This window comes from Paenibacillus sp. FSL K6-1566 (assembly GCF_038050475.1).
In the GTDB taxonomy this organism is placed as follows: Bacteria; Bacillota; Bacilli; order Paenibacillales; family Paenibacillaceae; genus Paenibacillus_AQ; species Paenibacillus_AQ lactis.
Genome location: NZ_JBBOSR010000001.1, coordinates 6,179,219 through 6,205,550, shown reverse-complemented (window position 1 = coordinate 6,205,550; position 26,332 = coordinate 6,179,219). Strand labels below are relative to the sequence as shown.

The 26,332-nt window shown below is 55.8% G+C and carries 19 protein-coding genes; 11 read left to right on the top strand and 8 right to left on the bottom strand.

Going from position 1 to position 26,332, the window contains the following annotated elements:
- The first annotated feature begins 237 nt into the window (after window positions 1–237).
- From NST08_RS27805 to NST08_RS27775, 7 genes are all read left to right on the top strand, one after another.
- Window positions 238–1,641, top strand: coding sequence for a cytochrome ubiquinol oxidase subunit I (locus NST08_RS27805; protein ID WP_341342542.1), 1,404 nt, complete (start codon window positions 238–240; stop codon window positions 1,639–1,641).
- Complete coding sequence (gene cydB, locus NST08_RS27800) at window positions 1,628–2,644, top strand: cytochrome d ubiquinol oxidase subunit II (RefSeq protein ID WP_341342541.1); 1,017 nt, start codon at window positions 1,628–1,630, stop codon at window positions 2,642–2,644. Before NST08_RS27805 ends, cydB begins: the two co-directional genes overlap by 14 nt.
- Window positions 2,644–4,698, top strand: coding sequence for an ABC transporter ATP-binding protein/permease (locus tag NST08_RS27795; protein ID WP_341342540.1), 2,055 nt, complete (start codon window positions 2,644–2,646; stop codon window positions 4,696–4,698). The genes cydB and NST08_RS27795 overlap by 1 nt, the downstream gene beginning before the upstream one ends.
- Window positions 4,695–6,635, top strand: coding sequence for an amino acid ABC transporter ATP-binding/permease protein (locus tag NST08_RS27790; RefSeq protein WP_341342539.1), 1,941 nt, complete (start codon window positions 4,695–4,697; stop codon window positions 6,633–6,635). The genes NST08_RS27795 and NST08_RS27790 overlap by 4 nt, the downstream gene beginning before the upstream one ends.
- A 131-nt stretch (window positions 6,636–6,766) precedes the next feature.
- A complete protein-coding gene (locus NST08_RS27785) occupies window positions 6,767–7,792 on the top strand; it encodes a DUF2332 domain-containing protein (protein ID WP_341342538.1) in 1,026 nt (341 codons plus the stop codon).
- Window positions 7,793–8,002: 210 nt separating this feature from the next.
- Window positions 8,003–9,391, top strand: coding sequence for a class II fumarate hydratase (gene fumC, locus NST08_RS27780; RefSeq protein WP_210094040.1), 1,389 nt, complete (start codon window positions 8,003–8,005; stop codon window positions 9,389–9,391).
- Window positions 9,392–9,531: 140 nt separating this feature from the next.
- The gene (locus NST08_RS27775) at window positions 9,532–10,569 is read left to right on the top strand and encodes a hypothetical protein (RefSeq protein ID WP_341342537.1); all 1,038 of its coding nucleotides are present in this window, start codon (window positions 9,532–9,534) and stop codon (window positions 10,567–10,569) included.
- 117 nt (window positions 10,570–10,686) lie between these two features.
- Here NST08_RS27775 and NST08_RS27770 read toward each other — a convergent pair whose 3' ends face one another.
- The 5 genes from NST08_RS27770 to NST08_RS27750 form a co-directional block, all read right to left on the bottom strand.
- Window positions 10,687–11,391 carry a DUF1266 domain-containing protein gene (locus tag NST08_RS27770; RefSeq protein ID WP_341342536.1) on the bottom strand — a complete coding sequence of 235 codons (705 nt, stop codon included), beginning with the start codon at window positions 11,389–11,391 and terminating at the stop codon, window positions 10,687–10,689.
- Window positions 11,392–11,409: 18 nt separating this feature from the next.
- Window positions 11,410–12,795, bottom strand: a complete 1,386-nt coding sequence (locus NST08_RS27765) for a tetratricopeptide repeat protein (protein WP_341342535.1) — start codon at window positions 12,793–12,795, stop codon at window positions 11,410–11,412.
- Entirely contained in the window at window positions 12,792–14,495 is a 1,704-nt protein-coding gene (locus tag NST08_RS27760) for a molecular chaperone HscC (RefSeq protein ID WP_341342534.1), read from the bottom strand. The genes NST08_RS27765 and NST08_RS27760 overlap by 4 nt, the downstream gene beginning before the upstream one ends.
- A 293-nt stretch (window positions 14,496–14,788) precedes the next feature.
- Window positions 14,789–16,381, bottom strand: a complete 1,593-nt coding sequence (locus NST08_RS27755) for a PTS sugar transporter (protein ID WP_341342533.1) — start codon at window positions 16,379–16,381, stop codon at window positions 14,789–14,791.
- Window positions 16,382–16,598: 217 nt separating this feature from the next.
- Window positions 16,599–17,948 carry a hemolysin family protein gene (locus tag NST08_RS27750; RefSeq protein WP_028404092.1) on the bottom strand — a complete coding sequence of 450 codons (1,350 nt, stop codon included), beginning with the start codon at window positions 17,946–17,948 and terminating at the stop codon, window positions 16,599–16,601.
- A gap of 180 nt (window positions 17,949–18,128) precedes the next feature.
- Here NST08_RS27750 and NST08_RS27745 point away from each other — a divergent pair, with 180 nt between their 5' ends.
- The gene (locus NST08_RS27745) at window positions 18,129–18,380 is read left to right on the top strand and encodes a hypothetical protein (RefSeq protein ID WP_251535782.1); all 252 of its coding nucleotides are present in this window, start codon (window positions 18,129–18,131) and stop codon (window positions 18,378–18,380) included.
- A gap of 244 nt (window positions 18,381–18,624) precedes the next feature.
- Here the strand turns inward: NST08_RS27745 and NST08_RS27740 are convergent, their stop codons facing one another.
- The 3 genes from NST08_RS27740 to NST08_RS27730 form a co-directional block, all read right to left on the bottom strand.
- Window positions 18,625–20,481, bottom strand: a complete 1,857-nt coding sequence (locus tag NST08_RS27740; RefSeq protein WP_007128876.1) for an LTA synthase family protein — start codon at window positions 20,479–20,481, stop codon at window positions 18,625–18,627.
- 322 nt (window positions 20,482–20,803) lie between these two features.
- Window positions 20,804–21,493: a CidB/LrgB family autolysis modulator gene (locus tag NST08_RS27735; protein ID WP_007128875.1), complete on the bottom strand. Its 690-nt coding sequence runs from the start codon at window positions 21,491–21,493 to the stop codon at window positions 20,804–20,806.
- On the bottom strand, window positions 21,490–21,861 hold the full coding sequence (locus NST08_RS27730) for a CidA/LrgA family protein (RefSeq protein WP_007128874.1): 372 nt from the start codon (window positions 21,859–21,861) through the stop codon (window positions 21,490–21,492). Before NST08_RS27730 ends, NST08_RS27735 begins: the two co-directional genes overlap by 4 nt.
- Window positions 21,862–22,195: 334 nt before the next feature.
- Between NST08_RS27730 and cidR the strand changes: the two genes are divergently transcribed.
- The 3 genes from cidR to NST08_RS27715 all read left to right on the top strand — a co-directional run bounded on the left by cidR (window position 22,196) and on the right by NST08_RS27715 (window position 26,221).
- The gene (gene cidR, locus NST08_RS27725; RefSeq protein WP_007128873.1) at window positions 22,196–23,086 is read left to right on the top strand and encodes a cidABC operon transcriptional activator CidR; all 891 of its coding nucleotides are present in this window, start codon (window positions 22,196–22,198) and stop codon (window positions 23,084–23,086) included.
- Window positions 23,087–23,335: 249 nt separating this feature from the next.
- Window positions 23,336–24,970: a catalase gene (locus tag NST08_RS27720; RefSeq protein ID WP_445933639.1), complete on the top strand. Its 1,635-nt coding sequence runs from the start codon at window positions 23,336–23,338 to the stop codon at window positions 24,968–24,970.
- Window positions 24,971–25,177: 207 nt separating this feature from the next.
- On the top strand, window positions 25,178–26,221 hold the full coding sequence (locus NST08_RS27715; protein WP_007128871.1) for an oxidoreductase: 1,044 nt from the start codon (window positions 25,178–25,180) through the stop codon (window positions 26,219–26,221).
- Window positions 26,222–26,332: the final 111 nt, after the last annotated feature.

Here is a 26,332-nt window from a genome sequence, read left to right as displayed (position 1 = left end):
CGACGCGCGCCGGGAGAGGCACGTGGTATAGGATACAAGGGGCAGGCTCACCAGGGATGGCGGGCCTGTCCCTTTTAAGTTCGGGACTTCGTGATTTTTGTCACAAATTTATAACTTTTTATCCGTTTTCGACTCCGATATTGTGATGTTAATCACAATCCTGCCTGCTCCAGTCTGCGACAATACTAAAAGAATCAAAGTTAAAATGATGACGTGAGCTAAAGGAAGGGGTATGTTATGGATCCGGTGATGCTGGCGCGAATACAGTTCGCATCGACAACTATTTTTCACTTTATTTTCGTACCGATCTCCATCGGGTTGGCGTTTCTGATCGCCGTCATGGAGACGATGTACGTTGTCAAAGGCCAGGACGTGTATAAACGGATGGCCAAATTCTGGGGCAAGCTGTTTCTCATTAACTTTGCGGTCGGCGTAGTGACGGGGATTCTGCAGGAATTCCAGTTCGGTATGAACTGGTCCGATTATTCCCGGTTCGTCGGGGACGTGTTTGGCGCGCCGCTGGCGATCGAGGCACTGCTGGCCTTTTTCCTCGAATCGACGTTCATCGGCCTGTGGATCTTCGGCTGGGACCGGCTTTCGAAGAAGGTCCATCTGCTGAGCATCTGGCTGGTGTCCTTCGGCACCTTGATGTCGGCGTTCTGGATTCTGGCCGCCAACTCGTTCATGCAGCGTCCGGTCGGATTCGAGATCAACAACGGTCGGGCGGAGATGAACGACTTTTTCGCGCTGATCACGAACGGTCAGCTGCTGGTGGAGTTCCCGCATACGATTTTCGGGGCGCTGGCTACCGGCGCTTTCCTCGTAGCCGGGGTGAGCGCGTATAAGCTGATGAAGAAGCAGGACCTGGACTTTTTCAAAAGATCGTTCAACCTCGCGATTGTGGTTGGCCTGATTACCTCCATTCTGGTTGCGGTGTTCGGCCACCAGCAGGCGCAGTACCTCGTGCAGACTCAGCCGATGAAGATGGCTGCTGCGGAGGGCCTGTGGGAAACGAGCGATGACCCGGCGCCGTGGACGGTCTTTGCGTCGATCGATCCGGATAAGCAGGAGAACTCGGCGGAATTCAAAGTCCCGTATTTGCTCAGCTTCCTGTCTTACAGCAAATTTAGCGGCGAAGTGATCGGGATGAAAGAGCTGCAGTCCCAGTACGAGCAGGAATACGGCCCGGGCGATTATATTCCTCCGGTGCGCACGACCTTCTGGAGCTTCCGGATTATGGTGGCGGCCGGAACGGCCATGATTCTGCTTGGTCTGTACGGTGCTTGGCTGATGCTGCGCAAAAAGGTCGAGCAGGCCGGGAAGTGGTTCCTGAGCATGATGCTGATTGGCATCTCCCTGCCGATCATAGCGAACAGCTCGGGCTGGATTATGACGGAGATCGGGCGCCAGCCGTGGACGGTGTTCGGGCTCATTACAACGGAGAACAGCATTTCGCCGAATGTCAGCGCCGGGTCGATCCTGTTCTCGCTGATCGTGTTTACGGCGATTTACGCGGTGCTGGCGGCTGTCATGGCCTATCTGTTCGTCAAGGTGATTAAGAAAGGGCCGTATGCGGAGGAGGCGGACCACCGCCACGCAAGCGATCCGTTTAACAAGGAGGGCTACAATGCTGTCTCTTAATGAAGTATGGTTTGTGCTGGTTGCGGTATTGTTTATCGGGTTCTTTTTTCTCGAGGGCTTTGATTTCGGCGTTGGGATGTCCACGCAGCTTCTGGCCAAAAGCGACACGGAGCGCCGCGTGCTCATCAATTCCATCGGCCCGTTCTGGGACGCGAACGAGGTATGGCTGCTAACGGCAGGGGGCGCGATGTTCGCGGCGTTCCCGAACTGGTACGCGACCTTGTTCAGCGGGTTCTACATTCCGCTTGTCTTCCTCCTGCTGGCCTTGATCGGCCGCGGCGTAGCCTTTGAGTTCCGGGGGAAGGTGGGGAATGCCCGCTGGAAAAAGGTATGGGACGGCGCCATTTTCACAGGCAGCGTGCTGCCTCCGTTCCTGCTCGGCGTCGTATTTGCCTGCCTGATCCAGGGGCTGCCGATTAACGAAGCAATGGAAATGCACGCCGGTTTCTTCGATATCGTCAATGCCTATACGGTGGTTGGCGGGCTGACGATGACGCTGCTGTGCCTGCTGCACGGCTTGATGTTCACGACGCTTCGCACGACCTCGGACTTGCAAGAGCGCGCACGCTCCATGGCACGGAAGCTGCTGCTTCCGGTTGCGGTACTGTTCGCGGCATTCGGCGTCATGACGTATTTCATGACGGACGTGTTCGAGCGCCGGGGCGGCCTGATCGCCGTTCTGCTGGGGCTGGCGCTGCTGGCCTTCCTGCTCGGCGGATATTTCATGAGCCTCAAGCGGGATGGCTGGGCGTTCGGGATGACCGGTGCCGTGATCGCTCTTACGGTAGCCTCCGTGTTCGCGGGATTGTTCCCGCGGGTCATGATCAGCTCTATCAGCCAGGCGTTCGATCTGACGATCTATAATGCGGCTTCCGGCCCGTATTCGCTGAAGGTGATGACCATCGTGGCCGTCACGCTGCTGCCTTTCGTCTTGGGTTATCAAATCTGGAGTTACTTCGTTTTCCACAAACGGGTACATGAGAAGGAGCATTTGGAATACTGATGGGAAAAGATCTGCTGGGCTACCGTGGCGCCAAGACGACGTTTCTTCTGGTCGCCGTATGTACCCTGGCACAGAGCATGGCCATCCTCCTGCAGGCCAAATGGCTTGCACAGACGGTTTCCGCGCTGTTCGCGGGAGCCTCGCTGCAGGAGCAGGGGGGAACCATTGCCCTGTTCCTGCTTGCTATTCTGATGCGGCACGGGGTCGGAGCCGTCCAGCAAGGGATTGCGCAGCGCTTTGCGGAGCAGACCGGCACAAGCCTTCGTAAGGAGCTGCTCGGCGTGCTCTTCCGGAGAGGGCCGGCGCTGATCCGGAAGGAAGGAACGGGCAATGTGGTTACGCTTGTGCTGGAGGGCATCGGCAAGTTCCGCAAATATGCGGAGCTGACCATCCCCCGGATGATGGGCGCGGGCATAACTCCTGCGCTGGTATGGCTGTACGTATTCATGACCGACCGGATTTCGGGCATTATTTTGCTCGTGACCATGCCGATTCTGATTGCCTTCCTGATTCTTGTCGGCCTCGCTGCAAGGAAGCAGACTGAGCGGCAGCTGGATTCTTACCGGATGCTGTCCAATCATTTCGTCGACTCGCTCAGGGGGCTTATGACGCTGAAATTTCTAGGCCAGAGCCGCAAGCACAGCGGCAGCATTCGGCAGGTCAGCGAAGATTACCGGAAAGCGACCATGCGCACATTGCGCGTGGCCTTTCTGTCCTCCTTCGCGCTGGACTTCTTCACCATGCTGTCCGTTGCGTCCGTTGCGGTCAACCTTGGTCTGCGGCTCATAAACGGAAGTATCGAGCTGCTGCCGGCGCTGCTGGTTCTGATTCTCGCGCCGGAGTACTTCCTTCCGGTGCGGATGGTAGGCGCCGATTTCCATGCGACGCTGGACGGCAAGCAGGCGGGGGAAGCGATGCAGTCGATCATTCGGGCATCGCGGGCCGAGGAGACCGGCAAGCCGGAAGCGGCGGAGACTGCTCGGTATACGGGCGCAGATGGCTTCGGCGAAGCCGCTGTGGCCCATTCGGGTGTTGGTGAGGCTGTCGGCGGTGCAGGTTGGATACACACAGCGGATGCAGCTGCCGATGCTGAAGGAACGGTGCCGATGACAACCGACACGGCCATCGCCCGAGCGACCAACGCGGCCACCGCCGCGACAATCAATACCGCAATGGGGATGACAGCCGATGCACCGCATGCGGCGACAACGGATACGGCACGTAAAGTCGGAACGCCTCTCTCGGCCCCGATACTTAAAATTAAGGATAGTTCGACAAACCGCGGAAGAACGCCGGCTGTATTTCGATGGGATGATTGCAGCATGCTGGAGCTGTCCGGTGTCGGCCTGCGGCATGAAGAGCACGGGCCGGCTTCTCTGGAGGACGTCAGCTTCCGGATTCCGGGCAAGGGCAGGATCGGGATCGTGGGGGAGAGCGGAGCCGGCAAATCCTCGCTGATTGATCTGCTTGGCGGCTTTGCGGCTCCTACCGCAGGTGAGATCAAGCTGAACGGCGTGAAGCTGGAGGACGGGAACCGTGAGGCTTGGCGAAGCGGGGTGACGTATATGCCGCAGCATCCGTATTTGTTCAGCAGTACGCTTGAGGATAATGTGCGGTTCTATGCGCCGGATGCTTCCGATGCGGACGTACGGGCCGCTGTTGAGGCGGCGGGACTGATTGACCTTGTGCGCGTGTTGCCGAATGGACTTCATGAAATGATTGGAGCTGGAGGGCGAGCCTTAAGCGGCGGGCAGGCCCAGCGCGTCGCCTTGGCGAGAGCGCTGCTCGTCGGGCGGCAGGTGCTGCTGCTGGATGAGCCGACGGCCCATCTTGACATCGAGACGGAATATGAGCTGAAAGAGACGATGCTGCCCCTATTCCGGGACAAGTGGGTATTCCTTGCTACGCACAGGCTTCACTGGATGCGGGATATGGATGTTATCATCGTGCTCCACCGGGGGCGCGTCGCAGAGACGGGAACGCATGAGGAGCTCATGCAATTGAAGGGCGTGTATTACGGGTTGATTACTTCGCAGATGGAGGGAGTCGGATGAAGCAGGAATCGTGGTTTCGGCCTTATGTGACGGCAAATTTCTGGCGCTTTCTGCTGATTGCCATGCTCGGCGTGCTTACCGTTCTGTTTGCGTGCATGCTGATGTTTACGTCAGGGTATTTAATCTCCAAATCCGCGCTCCGACCGGAGAACATTCTGATGGTGTACGTGCCGACGGTAGGTGTCCGTACATTCGGGATCGGACGCGCCGTCCTGCATTATGCGGAGCGCCTTGTGGGGCATGATACGATTCTCCGTATCCTGTCCCGGATGCGGCTGAGGCTGTACCGGATTCTGGAGCCTCAGGCACTCCGGTTAACTTCCCGCTACCGGACCGGCGATCTCCTCGGCGTGCTCTCCGATGACATTGAATATTTGCAGGACGTCTACATCCGCACGGTATTTCCGTCGTTCGTGGCGCTGGTCCTATATGCCGGCGTCATTGCGGCCGCTGGACGATTCGATCCGGGATTTGCTCTTCTGCTGGCCTTGTATGTGGCCGTTCTGGTATTCGTGCTGCCGCTCATTTCCCTGCTGCTGACGAAGCGGAAGAACCGGGAGATGAAGCAGGCAAGGAACCGGCTGTACCAGAAGCTGACCGATGCGGTGCTTGGCATGCATGAATGGTACGTCAGCGGCCGGCAGCAGCAGTTTCTGACGGGATACGAGGAGGATGAAGCCGAGGTGGACCGGACCGACCGGGCGCTCAAGCGGTGGGCGCGGCTGCGCGGCTTCATCGGGCAGACGGTCGTTGCGGTAACGGTCGTCACGGTCGTGTATGTAGCTGGCAAGGAGTATGCGGGCGGTTCACTGGACGTTACGCTGATCGCGGCGATGGTGCTTGCGGTGTTTCCACTGATGGACGCTTTTCTGCCGGTGTCCGAGGCGGTAGAGCGGATTCCGCTGTACGGTCAATCGGTTCAGAGACTGAAGGCCATCGGGCATGGAGAGGGCTCCGCCACCACTGGATACCCGGAGCAGCTGTCATTGAGCCGGGGCGAAGTGGATGCCGTCATTCGAAGCGGCGCGCATATAAAGCTGGAGGCCGTCTCGTTTCAATACGATGCAAATGGGACTGATGCAGCACACTCAGCACATTCACCAGCAGCACCTTCGCCAGATGCGGCTGAAGCAGCATATTCAACAACAGCACACTCACCAGATCCGGCAGATGCGGCATATCAACCAGAAGCGACAGATGCAGCACATTCGGCACGTTGGGCAGGCGCGACAGCATCAGGCTGTTTGGACAACGGTACACACGCGCTCCGGGACATTTCCCTTGACGTTCCCGCCGGAGCCAAGGTGGCGGTCATCGGACGTTCAGGAGCCGGCAAATCGACCCTGCTGCAGCTTATCCAGGGCGTCTTGGCACCCTCATCGGGCACGGTCACGATCGGCGGCACGGATGCAGCGCGTTTTGGCGACGATATCTCGTCCGTGATTTCCGTCCTGAATCAGAGCCCTCATCTGTTCGACACCACGCTGGCAAACAATATCCGGCTCGGACGACCGGATGCCACGGAAGAGGATATCCGGCAGGCCGCTGCGATGGCCCAGCTAACTACGCTGGTCGATTCCCTTCCGGACGGCCTCCATACCCGCATGCAGGAAGCAGGGCAGCGTTTTTCAGGAGGAGAACGCCAGCGAGTGGCCCTTGCCCGCATTCTGCTGCAGAAGAGTCCGGTCGTTATCCTTGACGAACCGACGGTCGGGCTGGATCCCAGAACGGAGCGCGAGCTGCTTTCTACCATTTTCTCCAGCCTTCAGGACCGGACGCTGATCTGGGTGACCCATCATCTCGTCGGCGTCGAGCAGATGGATGAGATCCTGTTCTTGGAGCAAGGGAAAGTCGTCATGCGCGGTACGCACGACGAGCTGATGGAGCGCTACCCAAGGTATCGCGGGCTGTATCGGCTGGACCGCCCCGGCGCATAATCGGAATAGGTCCTGAACCATTCCATTGTTTCTCTTATCGGACCGATAAAAGATCGCAATCCAAAGCGCGGCTGGAAAGATGTAACATGGTCTTAGACCGGTCTATAACTTTTTTGTTAGGAGAGTGACATATGGATCAGGAGCGGCTGGTGAGGGTATTTCAGCATTTTGCCGATAAGGAATTTCCGGGAGCCAGCGATTTGTACGCGCATTTGGCGCGGCAGATCGCCGGCGATGCGGAGGTTTTGTCGATAGCTGCGCAGGCATCGCCCGGACAGCCAGTGCCCAATCTGCTGTTCGGAGCGGTTCAATATTTGCTGCTAAAGGGGAAGGGGGCGGCGCTTAGCGCCTATTACCCGGGGCTCGCGGAGCAGCTGAAGGAAATGGAGGCAAGCTATCCGCATTTCCGGACATTTGTGCTGGAGCATAGGGAGGAGATTATAGGGATCCTCCGAAGCAAGCGGGTGCAGACGAACGAGGTCCGGCGCTGCGCGTATCTTTTTCCGGTGTTCTGCTCCGTGTATGCCAAGGTTCGGAAGCCGCTTGCCCTTGTGGAGCTGGGGTGCAGCGCCGGACTGCAACTGCTGTGGGATCAGTACAGCTATGCTTACGGTGGCCAGGAGGTATACGGCAACAAGGAGTCCGTCGTTCGCATCGATTCCGAGATCAAGGGCGGGAAGTCCCCGTTTCTGCTCTCTTCCAGTCCCCCGGTCGTATACCGGATGGGGATCGATCTTCACGTGAACGATGTGCACAGCGCAGAGGATGTATTATGGCTGCGGGCGCTCATTTGGCCGGGCAATCCCCGCCGGGTATCGATGCTCGAGCAGGCCGCAGCTCTTCTTAAGAGCCGGTCTGATATTCGGTTCATAGAAGGGGACGGGACGGAGCTGCTGCCCGATCTTGTGAGGGACATTCCCGGAGAGGCCGTCGTATGCGTCTTTCATAAGCATGTAGCCAACCAGATTCCCGAGGATAACAAACATCGGCTGCTCCATCATCTGAGCACGATCAGTAAACAACGCGACATCGTCCATGTGTACAACAACATGTGGGATGGCGATCTCCATGCCGACTTTATTGTCGGCGGCATATCGAGCGAACAGACCATCCTTAGAGCCGACGGTCATGGGCGCTGGTTTGAATGGCTGGCATGAATCGCTAGTCCGCCTTTTTTCCACGTCGTTTGCAATCCTCCTTCGTGCTTCATCTCTCTTCGCCCCGCCGTCTGCAATCCTCACCCGTGCTCTCATTACGCTTCTCCATGCCGCGGCATTTTTCTCCAGCGCCAGACTGTGCCATAATAGGGGAGATGGAATATAAAGCGTTTAATGCTGAAATCAAGGATGCCAAAGGAGGAAGACAAGATGGAGTACCGTATTGAGAAGGATACGTTAGGTGAGGTGAAGGTGCCTGCCGATAAGCTCTGGGCCGCCCAAACGCAGCGCAGCTCCGAGAATTTCCGGATCGGCACGGAAACGATGCCGAAGGAGATTATCCGGGCGTTCGCCGTGTTGAAGAAGAGCGCCGCGATTGTTAACGGCAAGCTCGGCAAGCTGAATGAAGATAAGGTCTGGGCCATTACCGTCGCGGCCGATGAAATCATTGAAGGCAAGCATGATGAGCATTTTCCCCTTGTCGTTTGGCAGACAGGCAGCGGCACGCAGTCCAATATGAACGTGAACGAGGTTATCGCGAACCGGGGGAACCAGCTGCTTCAGGAAAAAGGCAGCGACCAGCGCATTCACCCCAACGATGACGTGAATAAATCCCAAAGCTCCAACGACACCTTCCCGACGGCGATGCATATGGCGGCCGTTATCGCCTTGGAGGACAGCGTGCTGCCGTCGCTTCAACGGCTCAAGAAGACGCTGAAAGAGAAGAGCGAGGAGTACAAGGATCTCATTAAAATCGGCCGCACGCATCTTCAGGATGCCACGCCGCTTACGCTGGGGCAGGAAATCAGCGGCTGGCACCGTATGCTTGAGAAATGCGAGCTTATGGTCGCTTCTTCGATCGAGCCGCTGCGGGAGCTGGCGATCGGCGGAACGGCCGTCGGTACGGGCATCAACGCCCATCCGAAATTCGGCGAGATGACCGCGGCGGAAATCAGCCTGCAGATCGGCAAAAGCTACACCTCTGCCAGCAATAAATTCCACTCGCTGACAAGCCATGACGAAGTGGTCTTTGCGCACGGAGCGCTCAAGGCGCTGGCTGCCGATCTGATGAAGATCGCCAATGACGTGCGCTGGCTGGCGAGCGGGCCCCGCTCCGGCATCGGGGAGCTGACCATACCGGCCAACGAGCCGGGAAGCTCGATTATGCCGGGCAAAGTAAATCCGACCCAGAGCGAGGCGCTTACGATGGTGGTATGCCAGGTGATGGGGAACGATGCAACGATCGGGTTCGCGGCAAGCCAGGGCAATTTCGAGCTGAACGTATTCAAGCCGGTGATCATCTATAACTTCCTGCAATCGGCACGCCTGCTGTCGAATGCGATGGATTCGTTTGACCGGAACTGCGCGGTCGGCATCGAAGCGAATCTCGAAGTCATTCGCGGCAATATGGAGCGGTCGCTGATGCTGGTGACGGCGCTCAATCCGCATATCGGATACGAGAATGCGGCCGCGATCGCTAAACGCGCGCATCAAGAGGGCACGACCCTTCGGGAAGCTGCGCTGGCGAGCGGTCTGCTGACGGCAGAGGAATTTGACCGGATCGTGCGGCCGGAAGAGATGATTCATCCGAAGGAATAAGCAGGATGCTGTGAAGGCCAATCAACCCATGCACCCGCGAGGTGGATGGGTTTTTGTTTCTCTAACGGGGGAGCGGCTGTTATAATAAAGCTTCGACGGATGGATGGGGCGGAATTTTTTTAAAAAAGGAGGGATGACCAGTGAAGAAACATCAGCTGACCGCGGTGGTGCTTTCCGTGATCTTTACAGGCCTCGGCCTATTCTACATCGGGACCCCGATGCTGATCATTACCGGGGCGCTGCTTATGGCGCTGCAGGGAGCTGTGCTTTATTTTCTGCTGCTGACGCTCGGCTTTCTCGGCTTTTTGGCGCTGCCGGCTGCACTTGCGCTGCATATTGCGGGCATCGTGATCACGATTATTTATTTTACCTACCGGTCGCCGAAAAAACCGTGGCTGGAGCAGAAACGGCAGCGGCAGCTGTCTTCACCAGGTGCCATCGCCGCGCGCACGGTGATCGGCCTCCTCTTGCTTGCCGGATCCGTGTATGTCGGTTACACGGAGGGAACCGCCCCGTTTACCAAGTCGGCTGCGGAGAAGCAGGTTGTTCGGGAAGCCGCCGAACATTATTTGGAGCAAAAATACGGCGAGCCGTTCAAGGTCACCAAGATGGACCATATATGGGCTGTCGGATCATACAATCTTACGGCGATTCCCGAAGGAGCTCCTGAGCTGGAATTCACGCTGGACAGCACCGACGGCAGCCCGCCGGTCCCATCCGGTGAAACCTACCTCAATCGTGTATGGGGGGCGCAGCTTCGTGACAAGGCGGAGCCGGTCATCGACCGGCTGTATCCGGACGGCGCTTTCGTTCAGGCCTGGGTGAGCTGCAATATGAAGCAGGTGGTGCGGGAGTACGACAAGCTGGATTCCTGCAGCGGCGAGCCGGTTAGCCAGAATGTAGACATCGTGGTGTTTGCCGATGTTGCGGAGGGCAGCCTGGACCAAGAGAAGGAGCGCATTCTGGAGCTGGTCAAGCAGCTGCCCGGAGTTACGGTTCCGGGCAAGACCGATCTTCAGATCGAGTATTATCCGGCAAAACTGAACACGCCCGCCAATGCAGCGAAGCTGGAGAAGGGGAGTGGCGCCTTGCAAGATGCGACGCCGACGTATCAGTTCAGGGAGTTCGACATTTCGCGGATCACGGGCACTTCGGACATCGAGCTCCGTAAATTGTAGAATTGAAAAAGCCAGGCAGAGCCTTTATTCGGTCTGTCCTGGCTTTTGTTTATTTCGGGATAGGGGAGTTTCCCGCCTTTGTTCGCGCAAGCGCAAGCGTCAGTTACCCAGGTTCAGTCAGACTGAGGCCGACATGCTGGCCGAAGCGTGCTTGTCCGGCAGCAGGCTTAGATCCCAAGGCACCTTATTGTAGGCAAGCTTGCTGCCCCCGAGGATGTTGCTGGCTCTGCTTATAACATGGTGGGAGTACTTCATTGCGATATCCTCTTTGATAAAATGCGTGCCGGCCGCAAAGGCGGTAAGATATTCGTCCCAGCTGCGGTAATGCTGCTGCAGGAGGGCCGCTGCCTTTTGTTTGATCTCCCAGGCCTCCTCTTCGCTCAGGAAGCGATAGATCCGTCCGATCCGGCTAAGAAGGATGGCCCAGCCCCCGCCTAATGCGGCGATATCGGCCGAAGGCAGCATCCCCATCCATTTGCCGACAACGATCATTTTTTTGTAATCGGGATCGTCTTTGGCGTCCTCGAGATAACGCTCGCGTGCCTTGAGGGTTAGGGCGGACAAACGGTTATGAATGTCCAGGTATTCCTGGCAGTGGCCGTCGTTTAGCAAAAAATCGATACGCTCCTTGAGGGAGGCCGCGTCCGTGATCTTCCAGTCAGCCAGCGCTTTTTTCATCACGCCTTTTCGCAGCCAGCGCTCCGAGGAATGAAATTCATAAGGAATATAATAATAGCCCAGCATGCTATCGATACAAACGCTGGACAAGCAGCGGAGGTAGAGCTCGATTCTTTTCTTGTGCTTGCGGCTGAATCCTTCCATGATGCGAATGCCTCCTTTCTAGGTTGCAAGCACCCAATGCACTTTGATGGCCTTCCAGGTGTTCCACAGGATGACGGCAATCAATAGCCACGTATATACCGGGTGCAGGTCGAAGAATATTTGCAGAGCTAGATAAACCAGAATGTAGAGCCAGCTTAAGCGGAGCACCATGAGCGTATCGAATAACAGATTGCTTCTCCATGACCGCCACCGGTCAGCGGCTGTGATGTGTCTCCGGCCGTATTTATGCTTGTTGGACGCCATGCACAGGTAGATATACGAGTGAATATGGGGATTCTCGAGCTGATTGGACTGTTTCAAGATATCCCGTGCCTGATCTATCTCCTCAAGTCCTATATAACATCGTCCTTTCAGGCAGAGCGCATCGGTATTTTCCGGCTCTTGGCCCAGCACCTTCTCAAGGTCGCTCAATGCGGACGAGTAATCCGCCTGCTCGAACCGGCTCTGGGCACGGTGCCAATATCCATCAAGCTCCTCCGGCGCCAGCCGGATGGCTTGACCGAAGCATTCGTCCGCGGCGGTCAGGTTGCCGGTCCGCACATGGCATTTACCGAGCATAAGCTGAAGGTCGGGATCATGAGGATATATCTCGTTGGCGCGGGTTAAATTGTCGAGGGCTTCTTCCAGCTCGCCTTCCTTCAACATGTACTGTCCCTGTTCCCTCAGATCAAGATACTGCTCGATATCGATATCCTGAGCGGGATGCTCCTTAAAGCACTCGTACCGCAGCTCGGAGGTACCGTTAATTTGGCTCATGATATATTCGATGAGCGAATCGGGGTATTCCTCCAGCAGGTCTTCCTTGTTCTCCGTGAAGTGAAACATGTCGTCAAGCCGCTGCCATACCGGGCGGGGGAGATGGCGATGATCCTCCAGAAAGTCCATCAGTTCGTACTGCAGTTCCCCGCTCCGCTCCACATCCCATACGATGTCCCGGTTAAGCGCGTCCTCCCAGGCCTCGGGATCGATGCGCGCCTGGAAATTCTCATAAATTTCGTCGATCTCATCGATGAACTGCTCAATCGGGTCCTGCGGAATCGGCTCGCGGGCGTGGAGAAGCGGTTCTCTGTAATAATCAGAAGCAGCCGGAGATTGTCCGGATGCGGGGTAATCGTCTATTTCTTCACCCGTCCAAAGCTCGCCGCCAGAGAGCGCCGTCTGGCCGCCATCGTAAGCGGCTGGCTCATCGAAATCCAGGCGCTCATCCTTCTCCGGCTCAACGTAAGGCGCCATCGTAAGCGCGGAATCATAAGCCTCGCGAAGGCGCTGATAGCCCTCCGGGTCATCCTCCGGGTGGTGGAGTCTCAGCTTTTTCGCATAGGCTCTTTTGATGGCTGATGTATCTCCGGTTGCTTCGATCCCCAAAATGTCCCATACACTCATGTCAAATCCATCCACCTTTCGATCTGATCCAGCTGCTCCTTGAGCGCTTCGGCGGCCTGTTTAACCACTTGCTCATTTTGCGTCTGCAGCTGCATCTCGAACTGCTGAATCAGCCGGGCAATCATCTCTCGGCGGTCGCCCAGCGATTCCTCGTACAGCCGCTCGCCTCTTGCGATCAGCAGCCTGTTCTCCGTACGATCCCGGGGATGGATCTTGATATCCTTCAGCTCGGCAAGCCGGGCCTCGATCTGCTCCTTGGTCATGGAGCCGGCGTTGCTTTCGATGACCGCTCTTTTTTTCTCGCCGGTTGCCACGCTGATGACCTCGACCTCCAAAATGCCGTTGATATCATACGTATAGCGCACGTCAATGCTCTGCTCCCCCGCCGGGGCCGGCGGAATTTTGATCCGGAGCTCACCGAGCTTAATGTTGTTCTCCACGCGCCGGCTCTCCCCTTGATACACATCGACGGTCATTTGCCGCTGATTATCGGAAATCGTGTAGAGGCGCTCGACCCGGCTGACCGGTATCGGCGTGTTCCGTTCGATAATCGGGAGGAAATGCCCTGTTGAATATTGGCCGCCTCCCATCTCCCGCACAACGCTGGTACCGAGGGTGTACGGGCACACATCCGTTAAAATCATCTCTTCCAGCGCTTGGTTGCGCTGCTTCAGTGCCGTTTGGATCGCCGCACCGATCGCAACCGTCTCATCGGGATGAATGTTGCTGTAGGGCATCCGGCCGAACATCCTGCCAATGACGCTGCGAATCAGCGGCATGCGCGTGGCTCCGCCGATGAGAATAATGGCGTCCAATTCGGAAGGTGTAAGGGAAGCGTCCCGCAGCGCACGCTCGATCGGCTGGCGCAGACGGAGCAGAAGCGGCTGGGCAAGCTTTTCAAATTCCGTCCGGCTTATGCGCAGCTCCAAGCTGCCGGTCTCGGCAGGGACGGTCATCTTGGCTTCGTTTTCCTGGCCGAGGGCCAGCTTGCACATTTCGGCCTGCTTATAGATCAGCGATCTCGTTTTGGCACTGAGATCTTCGGCATTCAAGTCATGCGTATGTAAAAAGTGCGTAAAGAGGAGCTCCGTAAAATCCTCGCCCCCCAGAAAGTTATCGCCGGCAATGGATTTCACATCCATGATGCCTTCGAACAATTCCAGTATGGATACATCGAATGTGCCGCCGCCCAGGTCGAATACGAGAAATTTCGTTTCGGGGCTCTCCTGGTGCAATCCATAGGCAACCGCCGCAGCCGTCGGCTCGCTGATGAGCCGCTCCACCTTGAGACCGGCCAATTCCGCGGCCGTCTTCGTTGCCTTGCGCTGGGTATCGTTGAAGTAGGCGGGAACGCTGATGACGGCTTCCGTCACCGTCTCGCCCAAATAAGCTTCGGCATCGGCCTTCAGCGCTTTGATGATGAAGGATGAGAGCTCTTCCGGCGTGAAGGTGTGAGGGCCGAGCGCGTAGGTTTTTTCTGTCCCCATAAATCGTTTGAACGTTGCTGCCGTCGCTTGCGGATGCGTGATAAGCCGCTCCTGCGCAACCCGGCCGACCAAAATCTCCCCGTTGTCGTCAACGCTTACGACCGAAGGTGTGAGGTGCTCTCCGAGCACGTTCGGGATGATTGCCGCCCGGTCCTCGGCCCAATAAGCCGCAAGGCTGTTTGTCGTCCCAAGATCAATACCGATCATCGTCATTGTGTCAATTATCCCCTCTTTCTAATCCGAGCGTCTGCACGGAACCGGTTAAGGAACTGTTGCAGGCGCTTAGAGTTGCCCCATGGCTAGATAAAGCCGTTTAAATGTTGAAGGCCGTATCTCCTATTTTACCAGTGTTGGTAGAGTGATTCCAAGATGCGACACGAGTCTGCACAGAAAAAGCTCTCTCTGTCGAATAAAGAACGGCCTCGAGGATGCCCCCCAGGCCGTTTTATGGAGTGTTACCGTAATTCTAAGCCCGAAGCGCCGTAACGCCTCGCTTGCCTATTACATTACATGCCGATCGTGCCCTTGGCGCTCCGGTAGACGTACATTTTGTTAACGAAGAAGGTGATCAAGAAAGAGCAGAGCAGGCTCGCCAGCATTGAGATCAGGAAGCCGAACGTGTTGTTGGATGTGATCGGACCGACAAAGGAAGGCACGTAGGCCGTTCCCCGAACGCCGAACAGTCCGACCAGCATGCCGCCGAGACCGGCTGAAGCAATCGCGCCTGCAAAAACCAGCTTGTTCGAGAACATGAAGGGATACGCGGCTTCAACGAATGTGCCGAAGCCCATATTCATGGCGAATCCCGGCGCCGCAACCGCCGCTTCTCCCTTGTCGCGGGGGGCGATCATGTTGGCCAGCGTGATTCCTGCCGACACCATCACCAGGCCCACCATGTCGACGGCACCCAGGAAGCTGTTGCTCGTCGTCTCCATTTCCAGCAGAACAATAGGGAGGATGGCGGCATGGTATACGCCGCCGATGATGGCAGGCCAGATGAGCAGGCCGGCAATCAGCCCCGCCATGACCGGGCTCCAGGAGACGAGCGTTTCGATCAGCGTGCGGATGCCTTCACCCGCGCTGAGCGCAATCGGCGCAATAAGGAAGTAGACGATCAGCCCGGCAATAAGACCGGATATGCCTCCGGCGACGATATTGACCGTCGTCGCGGGGAAGCGCCATTCCACGCATTTACGGAACAGGTAATGGACGATGATCCCGGCGCCGATGCCCCCGATGATGACCCCGATGATGCCTCCCTCTACGGACAGGATGCCGGCCACGATACCGGCCACGATCGATACCTCGTCCAGCTCGGATACCTGCTTGGCAGCGATAGCGGCAAGGATGACCGGCAGCGCTTTGATCATCAGGTCGAATACCTCGGATAATGCCGACAAGCCGGGGATTTTACTCACAGCCAGCACCAATGCCATCCCGATAAAGCCAGGGAGCGATGCCATCATCATGCCGCGAATATTAATTCTGCGCCAGGGCGATGCGCTGCTTCCCGAACCGGAAGAGGAAGATGCCTGGGCTGTGCCGATCACCGGGCGGTACGGAATCCGCCAATGCTTGCTGAGCGAAGTGACGAACGTAACGGCACGGGTCCGGTTCGTCGTTCCCGTCGTGCCGGAAGCGGCAATCACATGCACGCCTTTCGCCTGAATCATCGCCATCGAGGTGCCGCCGGTTCCGGTCACCGGCAGCTTGTATTTGGCGCAGGCTTCCACCGCATGGCGGTTGCTGCCCTCCGGGTCAGCGCTCATGACGATGACTCCGTCTATCTCTCCGAGCTCAATCTGCTCGGCAATTTCCCGGTCCAGCCGCTCTGCGGCTTGATTGACCTGCTGCAGAGTGCCCTCAGCGATTATGACAGGTGCCCCCTGCGAAGAGCTCCAGCTGTAGAGCGCCGCAGGTGTGGTCTCCTTGGCAGCATCCATGGAAACCCCCGCAGCAATGAACTGCAGCGCCCCGCACGACAGCCCCGCGCTCTCCATCTGCACCAGGATTTCGTCCAGTAGTTTGCGGGGCTCCTTGCCGCCCAAATTATACAGATTGCCGCCGCTGCTCCCGATGATGGCAATTTGACGATTCATAATATGCCGCCTCCCGTAAGTGAGAAATGTTATTTTCTATATTACAGCGTTGGAGTAACTTATTAAAGCAGTAAAATGGACAATCGCCATCCTATGTGATGCATATCAGCGATACCCGTTAGGCTCTCTTGTTGCGTGCACAGATAAAAACCGCCGTACCGGCCCACTGGGGCCTGTACGGCGGTTGTATCTATCATCTATGCCTAAGGACTCACGATTAGGAATCACGTTCTCCGGCTAAAGCCGCCGATGCTTCCTGCATCGATTCCTCGGCAACCTCTTTGACGATTTGAAGCTTCGTATAGCGATGCGTCTTCTTCTCCAAGACGGTGAAGGTCAAGTTCTCGTATGTCCAGATGTCGCCCTTGGACAGCTCCGAGTTGTGTCCGTACAGCCAGCCGCCGATCGTGTCCAGATCGTCCGTGGACAGGTCGGTGTGCAGCAGATCATTGATCCGGTTGATCGGCACCTTGCCGTCCGCGATAATGCGGTTCGGCTCGGGCTGGATGAGCTCGCGTTCTTCATCCTCGTCGAATTCGTCGCGTATTTCACCGACGATCTCTTCCAGAATGTCCTCGATGGTGATCATGCCGGACGTGCCGCCGTATTCATCGATCAGGATAGCCATATGCGTGCCTTCCAGCTGCATCTTCCGCAGCAGCTTCTTGATCGGAATCGCTTCGGATACCGTCATCGCCGGATGAATCAGCTTGGTCAGGTCCATGTTCGAATTGTCGTCGAACTCCAGGAAGAACTGCTTGGTGTTAATCGTACCGACAATCTGGTCCTTATCCCCCCGGACGACCGGGAAACGGGTATACTGCTCACGCTTGATGATCTGCAGGTTCGCAGACAGCGGCTTATCGACATAGAGGCAGATCATATCGGTGCGGGGCACCATGATTTCCTTGGCGAGCATATCGTCGAAGGCGAAGATCCGGCTAACGTAGCCGTATTCGGCCTGGTTGATCTTGCCGCTCTCATAGCTGTCGCTTAGAATCATGCGCAGCTCTTCCTCGGAGTGAGCCTCTTCATGCTCGCTTGCAGGGTGCATGCCGAACAGGCGGACGATTTTATTCGCCGAGCCGTTCAGAAGCCAGATGAACGGATACATGATGCGGTTAAACCAGATAATCGGCGTCGCGCACAAGAACGTAACGGCTTCGGCTTTATTGATCGCGATGGTCTTCGGCGCAAGCTCGCCGATCACGACGTGAATATATGTCATGATGATGAACGCGAGCAGGAACGAGATCAACGAAGATATGGCGGCCGGAATCGCGAAATTGTCGAATACCGGATGCAGAATCTTCTCGATGGTCGGTTCCCCGAGCCAACCGAGGCCGAGCGCGGTGATCGTAATCCCGAGCTGACACGCCGACAGGTAGCCGTCGAGGTTGGACGTCACCTTTTTAACCGCGAGCGCACCTTTACGCCCTTCCATGACCAATTGGTCGACCCGGCTGGGACGAAGCCTGATGATGGCAAATTCCGTCATAACGAAGAAAGCTGTAGCGGCGATTAATAATACAACAAGAAATATATTTAGGCCAATATTGTCATCCAAACAAAACACATCCTTTTTCTTTCTGATCTGAATTAGTTTTTAAATAACCAGTGTCAACTATACATGGCTGTCAACATAATTCGACCGGAACTTCAAAGGTTCGAGCATCATGTGCTTGAGGATCAGGAACATATCGGTTTCAGTGGAGCATGTAACGTCATTCAAGGAAAGCAGAGACTCATGGCGAGGCAGCTCCAGCATCAGCCGGACGGGATCCGGGCTTTTGGGCACGGGGGCCGGGGCTGGATATGCTCCTTCGGGCGCCTCCATCCCTTGCTGGGCAATAACGGAATCAGACAGATCCTCGCCGAGCGCGGGCGTAACGTAAGAGAGCAGCATGAAGCCAAGAGCGGAACATATAATTCTGTTTATCCTTCGTATGGGGTCCAAGTCGGATCGTCACTCCTAGAATTCGTAATCGATTTGCTCTAACAAATATATGGCTGAAATGCGTTCATATGATTCAATGAATCTCGTTGTTGTACCTAATTTCACCACGATCATCATATTTAAAACAAGGTATATTGTTATACATCATAAGAAAAAGTGTGCCACTATGTCAAATGTCAGTTGGTTAAGCCGATGAAAGTCCGCTTCAGGATTGCCTTGGCGGCATCTGTCGAAGAAAAAAGGACCTCACCCAAACAGACGGGTGAGGTCCTTGCATGCTTTGTTATTATTTATGGAGCGGAAGCTGTCTGACATAACTGTCGGACAGATGGAGGAGCTGCAAGGCGCGTTCGAACTCTTCCCGCGAAGCTTGGGTGGACGCCTTATCTTGATGAGGCAGCGGATGCTTGGTGCCATCCTCGAAGCCGATCCCCGGGATGTACATGGTCGTATTGTTGATGAACGTCCCGGACGGCAGATAATACCGCTCCGGCAGCAGATTGCTGTCCGCATGGTTCAGCAGGTCCTGACCGAAGTGAAGCTGGTCATCGAGCGGAGCGCCTAGCAGGTTCGCAATGGTCGGCAGCAGATCGATCTGCCCGCCGACTTGCTCCTTCACGGCCGGCTCCAGACCATTACCGTGAATCATGAGCGGGATGTTGATCATATCGGCTGAAGTGTACTCCCGGCCGTAGATCTCCTGCATCAGCTCTTTATCCTTGTTGTCCAAGGAATAAATCGGCAGACCGAGATGGTCGCCGTAGACGACAATCAGGCTGTCGTCCCATATGCCGTCCTTCTTCAGCTGCTCGATGAATTTGCCGAGGGCGTCATCCGCATAGTTTTGCGCACGGATATAGTCGCCGACGAAGGTGCCTTCATACCGCTCCGGCAGCGTCATCCGGTATTTCTCTTCCGGAATGGTGAACGGATGGTGGGCCGACATCGATATGATCTGCGTATAGAACGGCTTGCCCGTCTCGTGCATCTTCTCCAGCTCGGCCGCCGTTTTGGTATACAGCGCGTCATCCGATGCGCCGAAGAACAGCTTATCATCCTCCCCGAAGAAGGCTTTATCGTAATAACGGTTGAACCCAAGGGCCTTGTACAGCTCGCCGCGGTTCCAGAATTCCACCACATTCGTATGGAAGGTTGCCGTATCGTAGCCTTGGCTTTGCATCAGTCTCGGCAGGCTCGGAAGAACCCGGTCCGCATAATGCTGCGTCGCCGCTCCCCGCGGAGGAATGTAGAAGGACGTGTTGACAACAAACTCGGCATCCGAGGTGTTGCCCTGTCCAACGTTCTGGAAGAAGTTCGGGAAGTACAGGCTCTCACGGGCGAGCTTATTCATGTTCGGCGTAATTTCCTTGCCGTCAATCTTCAAATCGATCAGGAAATTCTGAAAGGATTCCATTTGAATGATGATCAGGTTCTTGCCCTTGGCTGCGCCGGATAACACAGGCTTCTCGGCGGGCTGAAGGCCCTTTAGTTCGTTGATTCGAGCCTGTGTAATCGCCTTGGCATCCTCGAGCTTTTTATTCTCCTGCTGGAAAATGGTGTACGCTTCATAATTCAGGATGCCCATTTCCTGTGCCTTCACGATTTCGTTCATGCTTGCCCGGTTCGGCATAATCTGGAAGAGGCAGAGCATCAGGGAGAGCACGAACATAATCGGCGCAAACTTCCGCTTCTCCTTCTTGGTGTGCCGGTTCTTCCAGTTCTTGACGCGGTCGCTGCGCCAAAGGAGCACGAACAATACGATAATGTCGGTGAAGATCAGCAGGTAGTACGGATCCATGAGCGAAAATACGCTGTTGCTCACCGCAGTGACTTGGTTCACCTGCTCTAGTGCATGATAAGTGACGATAACGCCGTAATATTTATAATACATGATGGCCGCGAAGAAAATGGCGGTCAACAACAGGTTGACGCCCATGTAGACAGCAAGCTTGCGCTTGGAGGCAAACCACTCAATCAAGCTGAACACGAGCCAGATAAAGGGGATCTCCGTAATCAGCGGCCTCCACGGAAGCACATCGTCAAATATGACGACCCAGGCCAAGTAGCTCTTAAGCAGCATAATGACGGAGAAAAATATAAATGGCTTCGTAATGGTTAAACGAAACCGTGAGATGGAAAACACCTGTATCGCCTTCCTTTCATGTCGCACATGCAGATTTTACGATGTTGATGATGCTCTCTGATCAGTCCAGTGCAAAGCGCGTTCTTCGTACCGCTTATACGATACCTTAGCGGCTAAGAGCAGAGTTAAACGCGGCTTGCCGACAGCTGCGTTTACAACTAATTAACCCATAAATTTTACAAAAGTTATGAACAGAATTTATTATGACCTCTTCGAAGGAGGTTGTCAAAGAGTTAAAGTAAGTCCATATTCTTCGCATAACAACCGAAATTAAACAATGAAAAAACCGGCCCGAGGCCGATTTTATCGAAGTAAAGCTCTTCTAGTGTAAAAATGCCATCATCATCGGCGCGGCACCGAGGGTAAACAGCGCCGCCATAATCATGGAGATGCTGGAAATGGTTCCGGACAGCGAGCTGAATTCGAACGCCTTTGAAGTCCCGGTCCCATGTGCCGCGGTCCCGAACAAAATTCCGCGTGCGATATCTCCCCGAATCCGGAAAATCCGCATAATCGAGGGCCCGACCATGGAGCCGAGAATACCGGTCATGATGACGAATACGGCGGTCATGCTGGGCAAGCCGCCGATGACCTCGGACACATTCATGGCTATGGGTGTCGTGATCGAGCGCGGAATCAGGCTTGTGGCAAGCGGGCTGCTCAAATGCATCCATTTGGCCAGCATGCCGGAGGACACCATTGCAAGCACGGAACCGGCTGCGACGCCGCATATAATTTCAGCCGCATGGCGCTTAAGGGTTTGAAAGTTTTTGTACAGCGGGACGGCAAATGCGACGGTTGCCGGCTCCAGCAGTTTACTGATCCACTTCGCACCTTCATTATATGCATCATAGGATATGCCCGACTGGGTCAAGATCACAATAATAAGCAGCGGAGTAATAAGGAGCGGGGACAGATAGACCTTCGGCACACGGCGGTATAATCGCTTGGCTCCGGCATAGATGCCGATGGTCAGCAGCAAACCCGTCAGGACGGATAGCAAAGTTGTCATGATGATTTACGCTCCTTTCTTGAAGAAATTAAGGTTGCCGTCAATCCCGAGCCCGCCATGACGAGAACGGTGCTGAGCAGGACGACGGCCAGAATCCGGAATCCGTCGGCTTCAAGTACGGTGAAGTAATTCATGACCCCGACTGCGGCGGGAATGAAGAAGAGCAGGAGCTCGGCAAGGAGCCAATTGGCGCCGAGTTCAATCCACTCCAGCTTCAGGACGCCCGTTTCGAGGAGAATGAAGACCACGGCGATGCCGAGAATGCTTCCGGGTATCGGAATATGGGCCAGTTTGGCAAGCTGACTCATCAGAATCGACAGCAGCATGAAACCGGCCACTTGCAGGCTTCCCTTGATGATGTTTTTCATGACCGGCCTCCGCCTCCTTGTTTTCATGTTTTAAGAGGTTGTTCAAAAAGTCGTTTTTTGATCACGAAGTGAGTCACGAAGTAGCTCGGCATCGAATCTTGAATTCAGCCGGGCCTTCCGGGGCTCACGTACCCAAAACGTACGCTCCGCTCCTCAGTCCCTAACTTCATCCAACCTTCTCGGTGCTGAAAAACCGACTTTTTGCACTTTCATTTTAATGAAATTTTACAGCGATTGCTTTCATAGGTAAAATGCATATATCGAATGCCAACTATTCCATTTATCTATACACACAAAATATATCTATACATACGAGCATGGAGGTAATGCGCGAATGGATATACGGCAGCTGCAGTATTTTCTTGAGGTTGCGAGAAATCAGAGCTTTACGAAGGCGGCGGAGAAGCTTTATATCACGCAGCCGACCATCAGCAAGACGATCCGGAATATGGAGGACGAGTGGGGGGTCACGCTATTCCACCGGGCAGGCAAGCGGATTGAGCTGACGGATGCCGGGCATATCATGTACCAGCAGGCGCAGCAGATGGTAGAGGCCTTTCAGCGCGTGTCCGCGGAGCTGGAGGATCTGATGAATCTTCGGCGCGGGCATCTGCGGATCGGTCTGCCGCCGATGGTCGGGTCAAGCTTTTTTCCAGAAGTGATCGGTCAGTTCCATAAGAGCTACCCGAAAATCACGATTCAGCTGATCGAAGACGGGGCGAAGAAGGTGGAGGCCGACGTGGAGAGCGGCCAGACGGATATCGGCGTGGCGGTGCTTCCGGTAAATGAAGAGGTGTTTCACTATTATTCCTTTGTTAAGGAGAAGCTGAATTTGCTCGTGCATCCGTCCCATCGGCTCGCCGGCAGGGACAGCGTGAATTTGAAGGAGCTTGCAGAGGAACCGTTCGTTTTGTTCCGGGAGGATTTCACGCTGCATGACCGGATTATCCGCGAATGCGTGGAGGCCGGGTTCGAGCCGCGTGTCGTATATGAAAGCTCGCAGTGGGACCTGATCAGCGGGATGGTGGCGGCAAATTTGGGGATCGCGCTTCTGCCTGAAACGATCTGCAAGGAGATCGATTCCTCGCGCGTCTCCATTATTCCGCTGGACAATCCTTCGATTCCGTGGCAGCTCGGGATGATCTGGCGGAAGGACCGTTACTTGTCCTTTGCGGTGCGGGAGTGGATTGCATTTACGCGCGGGCTGCTGGGGGAGCAGGAGTAGCATTCGGTGATTTGCCGGAGCGCTCAGCATATTTCCATGGATTGGAAGAGGGCCGGTAGCGCCGGTGTGGGCCGCCCTATCAAACCTTTCGATCCTTTCATACATTTTCAGGCCTTGGACATAATATCCATATTAGTGTGAGTTCAAAAAGCCGGTTTTTCCCTCTTGATTCGCTTCGTGATCAAAAGACGGCTTTTTGAACAACCTCTAGTAAGGAAAGCCATTACCAAGCGATATATCCAAGGAGGAATGAAATCCGTGAGCGATCAGGAGTTTGAAGCAGGAAAGCAGGTTGAAGACGGACGCCGGAGCTATGACCAGAACCGCGGGGAAACCGAGCGCGAGGACACGCTTACGAACCGGCAGGGGCATCCGATCTCGGATAACCAGAACGTAAGAACCGTCGGCAACCGTGGACCGATGACGCTGGAGAACTATCATTTTTTGGAGAAAATCACGCATTTCGACCGGGAGAAAATTCCCGAGCGGGTCGTCCACGCCCGAGGGGCAGGGGCGCACGGGTATTTCGAGGCTTATGGCAAGGTGGGTGACGAGCCGGTATCCAAGTATACGCGCGCGAAGCTCTTCCAGGTGGAGGGAAAGCGCACGCCGGTGTTCGTCCGATTCTCGACCGTCATTCACGGCGCCGGTTCCCCGGAGACGCTTCGAGATCCGCGCGGCTTTGCCGTCAAGTTTTACACGGAGGAGGGCAACTGGGATCTGGTCGGCAACAATTTGAAAATATTTTTCATTCGCGACCCGCTCAAGTTTCCGGACATGGTGCACGCGTTCAGACCGGATCCGGTATCCAACGTTCCGGGACCGGTGGGGATGTTCGATTTCGTATCCCGCTCACCGGAAGCCACGCACATGATTACCTTCGTCTATTCTCCATGGGGAATCCCGGCCAACTACCGGCAAATGCAGGGCTCCGGCGTCAATACATATAAATGGGTGAACGCCGAGGGCCAAGCCGTGCTGGTGAAATATCACTGGGAGCCGCTCAAGCAGGGGATCAAAAACTTAACGCAAGAGGAAGCGAACAAAATTCAGGCCGTGAATGACAGCCATGCGACGCAGGATCTGTATGAGGCGATTGAGCGCGGGGACTATCCGGAGTGGGAGCTGTGCGTCCAGATCATGAGCGACGATGAGCATCCGGAGCTGGAGTTCGATCCGCTTGACCCGACCAAGCTGTGGCCGCAGGACCAGTTCCCGTTCCTGAAGGTCGGCAAAATGGTGCTGAACCGCAATCCGGAAAATTACTATAACGAGGTGGAGCAAGCGGCATTCGGGACGGGCGTGCTCGTGGACGGCCTCGACTTCTCCGACGACAAGCTTCTTCAAGGACGGACCTTTTCGTATTCCGACACCCAGCGGTATCGGGTAGGAACGAACTACCTCCAGCTGCCGATTAACGCGCCGAAGAAGCGGGTGGCGACGAACCAGCGCGGCGGGCAAATGTCTTACTTCGTCGATAAGGCCCCAGGGCAAAGCCCGCATGTCGACTATGAACCGTCGATGACGGACGGCCTGAAGGAGGCGTCGCAGACCGCAAAGCCGCATCAGCCGCATTACGATGCCAGCCTGGTCCGCGAGAAGCTGGACCGGACGCTCGACTTCAAGCAGGCGGGCGATACGTACAGAGCGTTCGAGGATTGGGAGCGCGACGATCTGATCAACAACTTGGTTAATGCGCTGATTCAGTGCGACGTCCGCATTCAGGATAAAATGGTGGAATACTTTACGAACGCCGACGAGGATTACGGCCGTCGGGTGAGGGAAGGATTGGACGCCAAGAAGAAGGCAGGCGCCGAAGAAAGCGCGCGGGATCAAGCGGTGGAGGATGCCGAGCGCATGGGCCACGAGGCGGATCCTTACTAAGCGGACAGCAACCTATCGTAACGATTTGGTTTTATTACGCGAAAGCGAGTAAGCACAAGAAGCCGTCTTCGCACGAGGAATCGTGGAGGGCGGCTTTTGGCGTGATGCGTTCCCTGGTTTTTCATGGAATTTAGGAGGTGCGCAAGGAATCGACCCGGCAAATCTCGAATTAGAACCTAGTACTAATGAAAAGGGGGCATATGCGTTATGGCAATACAGACGGGAATCATCGGTTATGGGTTATCCGGCTCGGTGTTTCATGCACCGATTCTTCGAAGCGTGCCGGATTTTAATGTACGGACCGTCGTGTCGTCGGATCCTGACAAGGTGCATCGGGACTTGCCGGATACCGAAGTGGTCGACAGCGTGGATGAGCTGCTGGCGGATCCGGAAGTTCAGCTCGTCATCATCACGAGTCCGAATACAACGCATTATGAATACGCCAAGCTTGCGATTGAGGCGGGGAAGCATGTTGTGGTGGAAAAGCCGTTTACCGTAACCTCGGAGGAAGCGGACCGGCTGATTGCGCTGGCTGCTGAGAGAGGCGTGCTGCTGACGGTATACCATAACCGCCGCTGGGACAATGACTTCTTAACCGTCCGCAATCTCCTTGAGACCGGCGCGCTCGGCAAGCTGACGATCTATCAATCGCAGTTCAGCCGCTACCGCCCCGATCCGCAGCTGGAACGCTGGAGAGAGCAGGCGCTGCCCGGCTCCGGGATCCTGTATGATCTAGGCTCTCATCTGATTGATCAGGCGCTCTTCCTGTTCGGCAAGCCCCGGACCCTGTGGGCGGATCTACGGCAGGAGCGCGAGGGCTCCCAGGCGCATGATTACTTCCATCTGGTGCTGGGCTATCCATCCCATCGCGTCATCCTGCACGCCGGTTCCCTGGTCCGGCAAGCCGGGCCGAAATTCGAGCTTCATGGCGACAAGGGAAGCTTCTTGAAATACGGCATGGATCCCCAGGAAGGTCAATTGAAGCAAGGCATGCGGCCGGGGGATGCCGGCTGGGGAGAGGATCAGCCGGATATGTACGGCGAGCTGTCAACGGAGCTGAGCGGCCTCGCGGTTCAAGGCGAGATCGAGACGCTGCCCGGGCGGTACCAGGCATTCTATCAGGGCTTGGCGGAAGCGATTCTCGAGGGCGGTCCTTTGCCTGTTCGGCCGGAAGAGGCGCGGGATGTGATCCGGATGATCGAATATGCCGCGGAGAGCCATCGTAAAGGCTGCACGGTGGAGGTCATCTAATTTTCGAGAGCCGTCCGGCGAGGGTGACGGGTATGTGGCAGCCTGGCTGGCATGCCACGGCACATAGTTTGCTCCGGTTTGTGGGATAGTAGGGTGTATGACCCCTTAGCA

Bases quoted from the DNA above. Each gene is read 5' to 3' on its own strand.
- NST08_RS27795 (WP_341342540.1), top strand. From the start codon at position 2,644: ATGGGAAAAGATCTGCTGGGCTACCGTGGCGCCAAGACGACGTTTCTT.
- NST08_RS27715 (WP_007128871.1), top strand. From the start codon at position 25,178: ATGGCAATACAGACGGGAATCATCGGTTATGGGTTATCCGGCTCGGTG.
- fumC (WP_210094040.1), top strand. From the start codon at position 8,003: ATGGAGTACCGTATTGAGAAGGATACGTTAGGTGAGGTGAAGGTGCCT.
- NST08_RS27790 (WP_341342539.1), top strand. From the start codon at position 4,695: ATGAAGCAGGAATCGTGGTTTCGGCCTTATGTGACGGCAAATTTCTGG.
- cydB (WP_341342541.1), top strand. From the start codon at position 1,628: ATGCTGTCTCTTAATGAAGTATGGTTTGTGCTGGTTGCGGTATTGTTT.
- NST08_RS27770 (WP_341342536.1), bottom strand. From the start codon at position 11,391: ATGGAAGGATTCAGCCGCAAGCACAAGAAAAGAATCGAGCTCTACCTC.
- NST08_RS27805 (WP_341342542.1), top strand. From the start codon at position 238: ATGGATCCGGTGATGCTGGCGCGAATACAGTTCGCATCGACAACTATT.
- NST08_RS27755 (WP_341342533.1), bottom strand. From the start codon at position 16,381: ATGAATCGTCAAATTGCCATCATCGGGAGCAGCGGCGGCAATCTGTAT.
- NST08_RS27745 (WP_251535782.1), top strand. From the start codon at position 18,129: ATGGCGAGGCAGCTCCAGCATCAGCCGGACGGGATCCGGGCTTTTGGG.
- NST08_RS27760 (WP_341342534.1), bottom strand. From the start codon at position 14,495: ATGACGATGATCGGTATTGATCTTGGGACGACAAACAGCCTTGCGGCT.
- NST08_RS27730 (WP_007128874.1), bottom strand. From the start codon at position 21,861: ATGAAAAACATCATCAAGGGAAGCCTGCAAGTGGCCGGTTTCATGCTG.
- cidR (WP_007128873.1), top strand. From the start codon at position 22,196: ATGGATATACGGCAGCTGCAGTATTTTCTTGAGGTTGCGAGAAATCAG.
- NST08_RS27785 (WP_341342538.1), top strand. From the start codon at position 6,767: ATGGATCAGGAGCGGCTGGTGAGGGTATTTCAGCATTTTGCCGATAAG.
- NST08_RS27735 (WP_007128875.1), bottom strand. From the start codon at position 21,493: ATGACAACTTTGCTATCCGTCCTGACGGGTTTGCTGCTGACCATCGGC.
- NST08_RS27765 (WP_341342535.1), bottom strand. From the start codon at position 12,795: ATGAGTGTATGGGACATTTTGGGGATCGAAGCAACCGGAGATACATCA.
- NST08_RS27720 (WP_445933639.1), top strand. From the start codon at position 23,336: ATGAAATCCGTGAGCGATCAGGAGTTTGAAGCAGGAAAGCAGGTTGAA.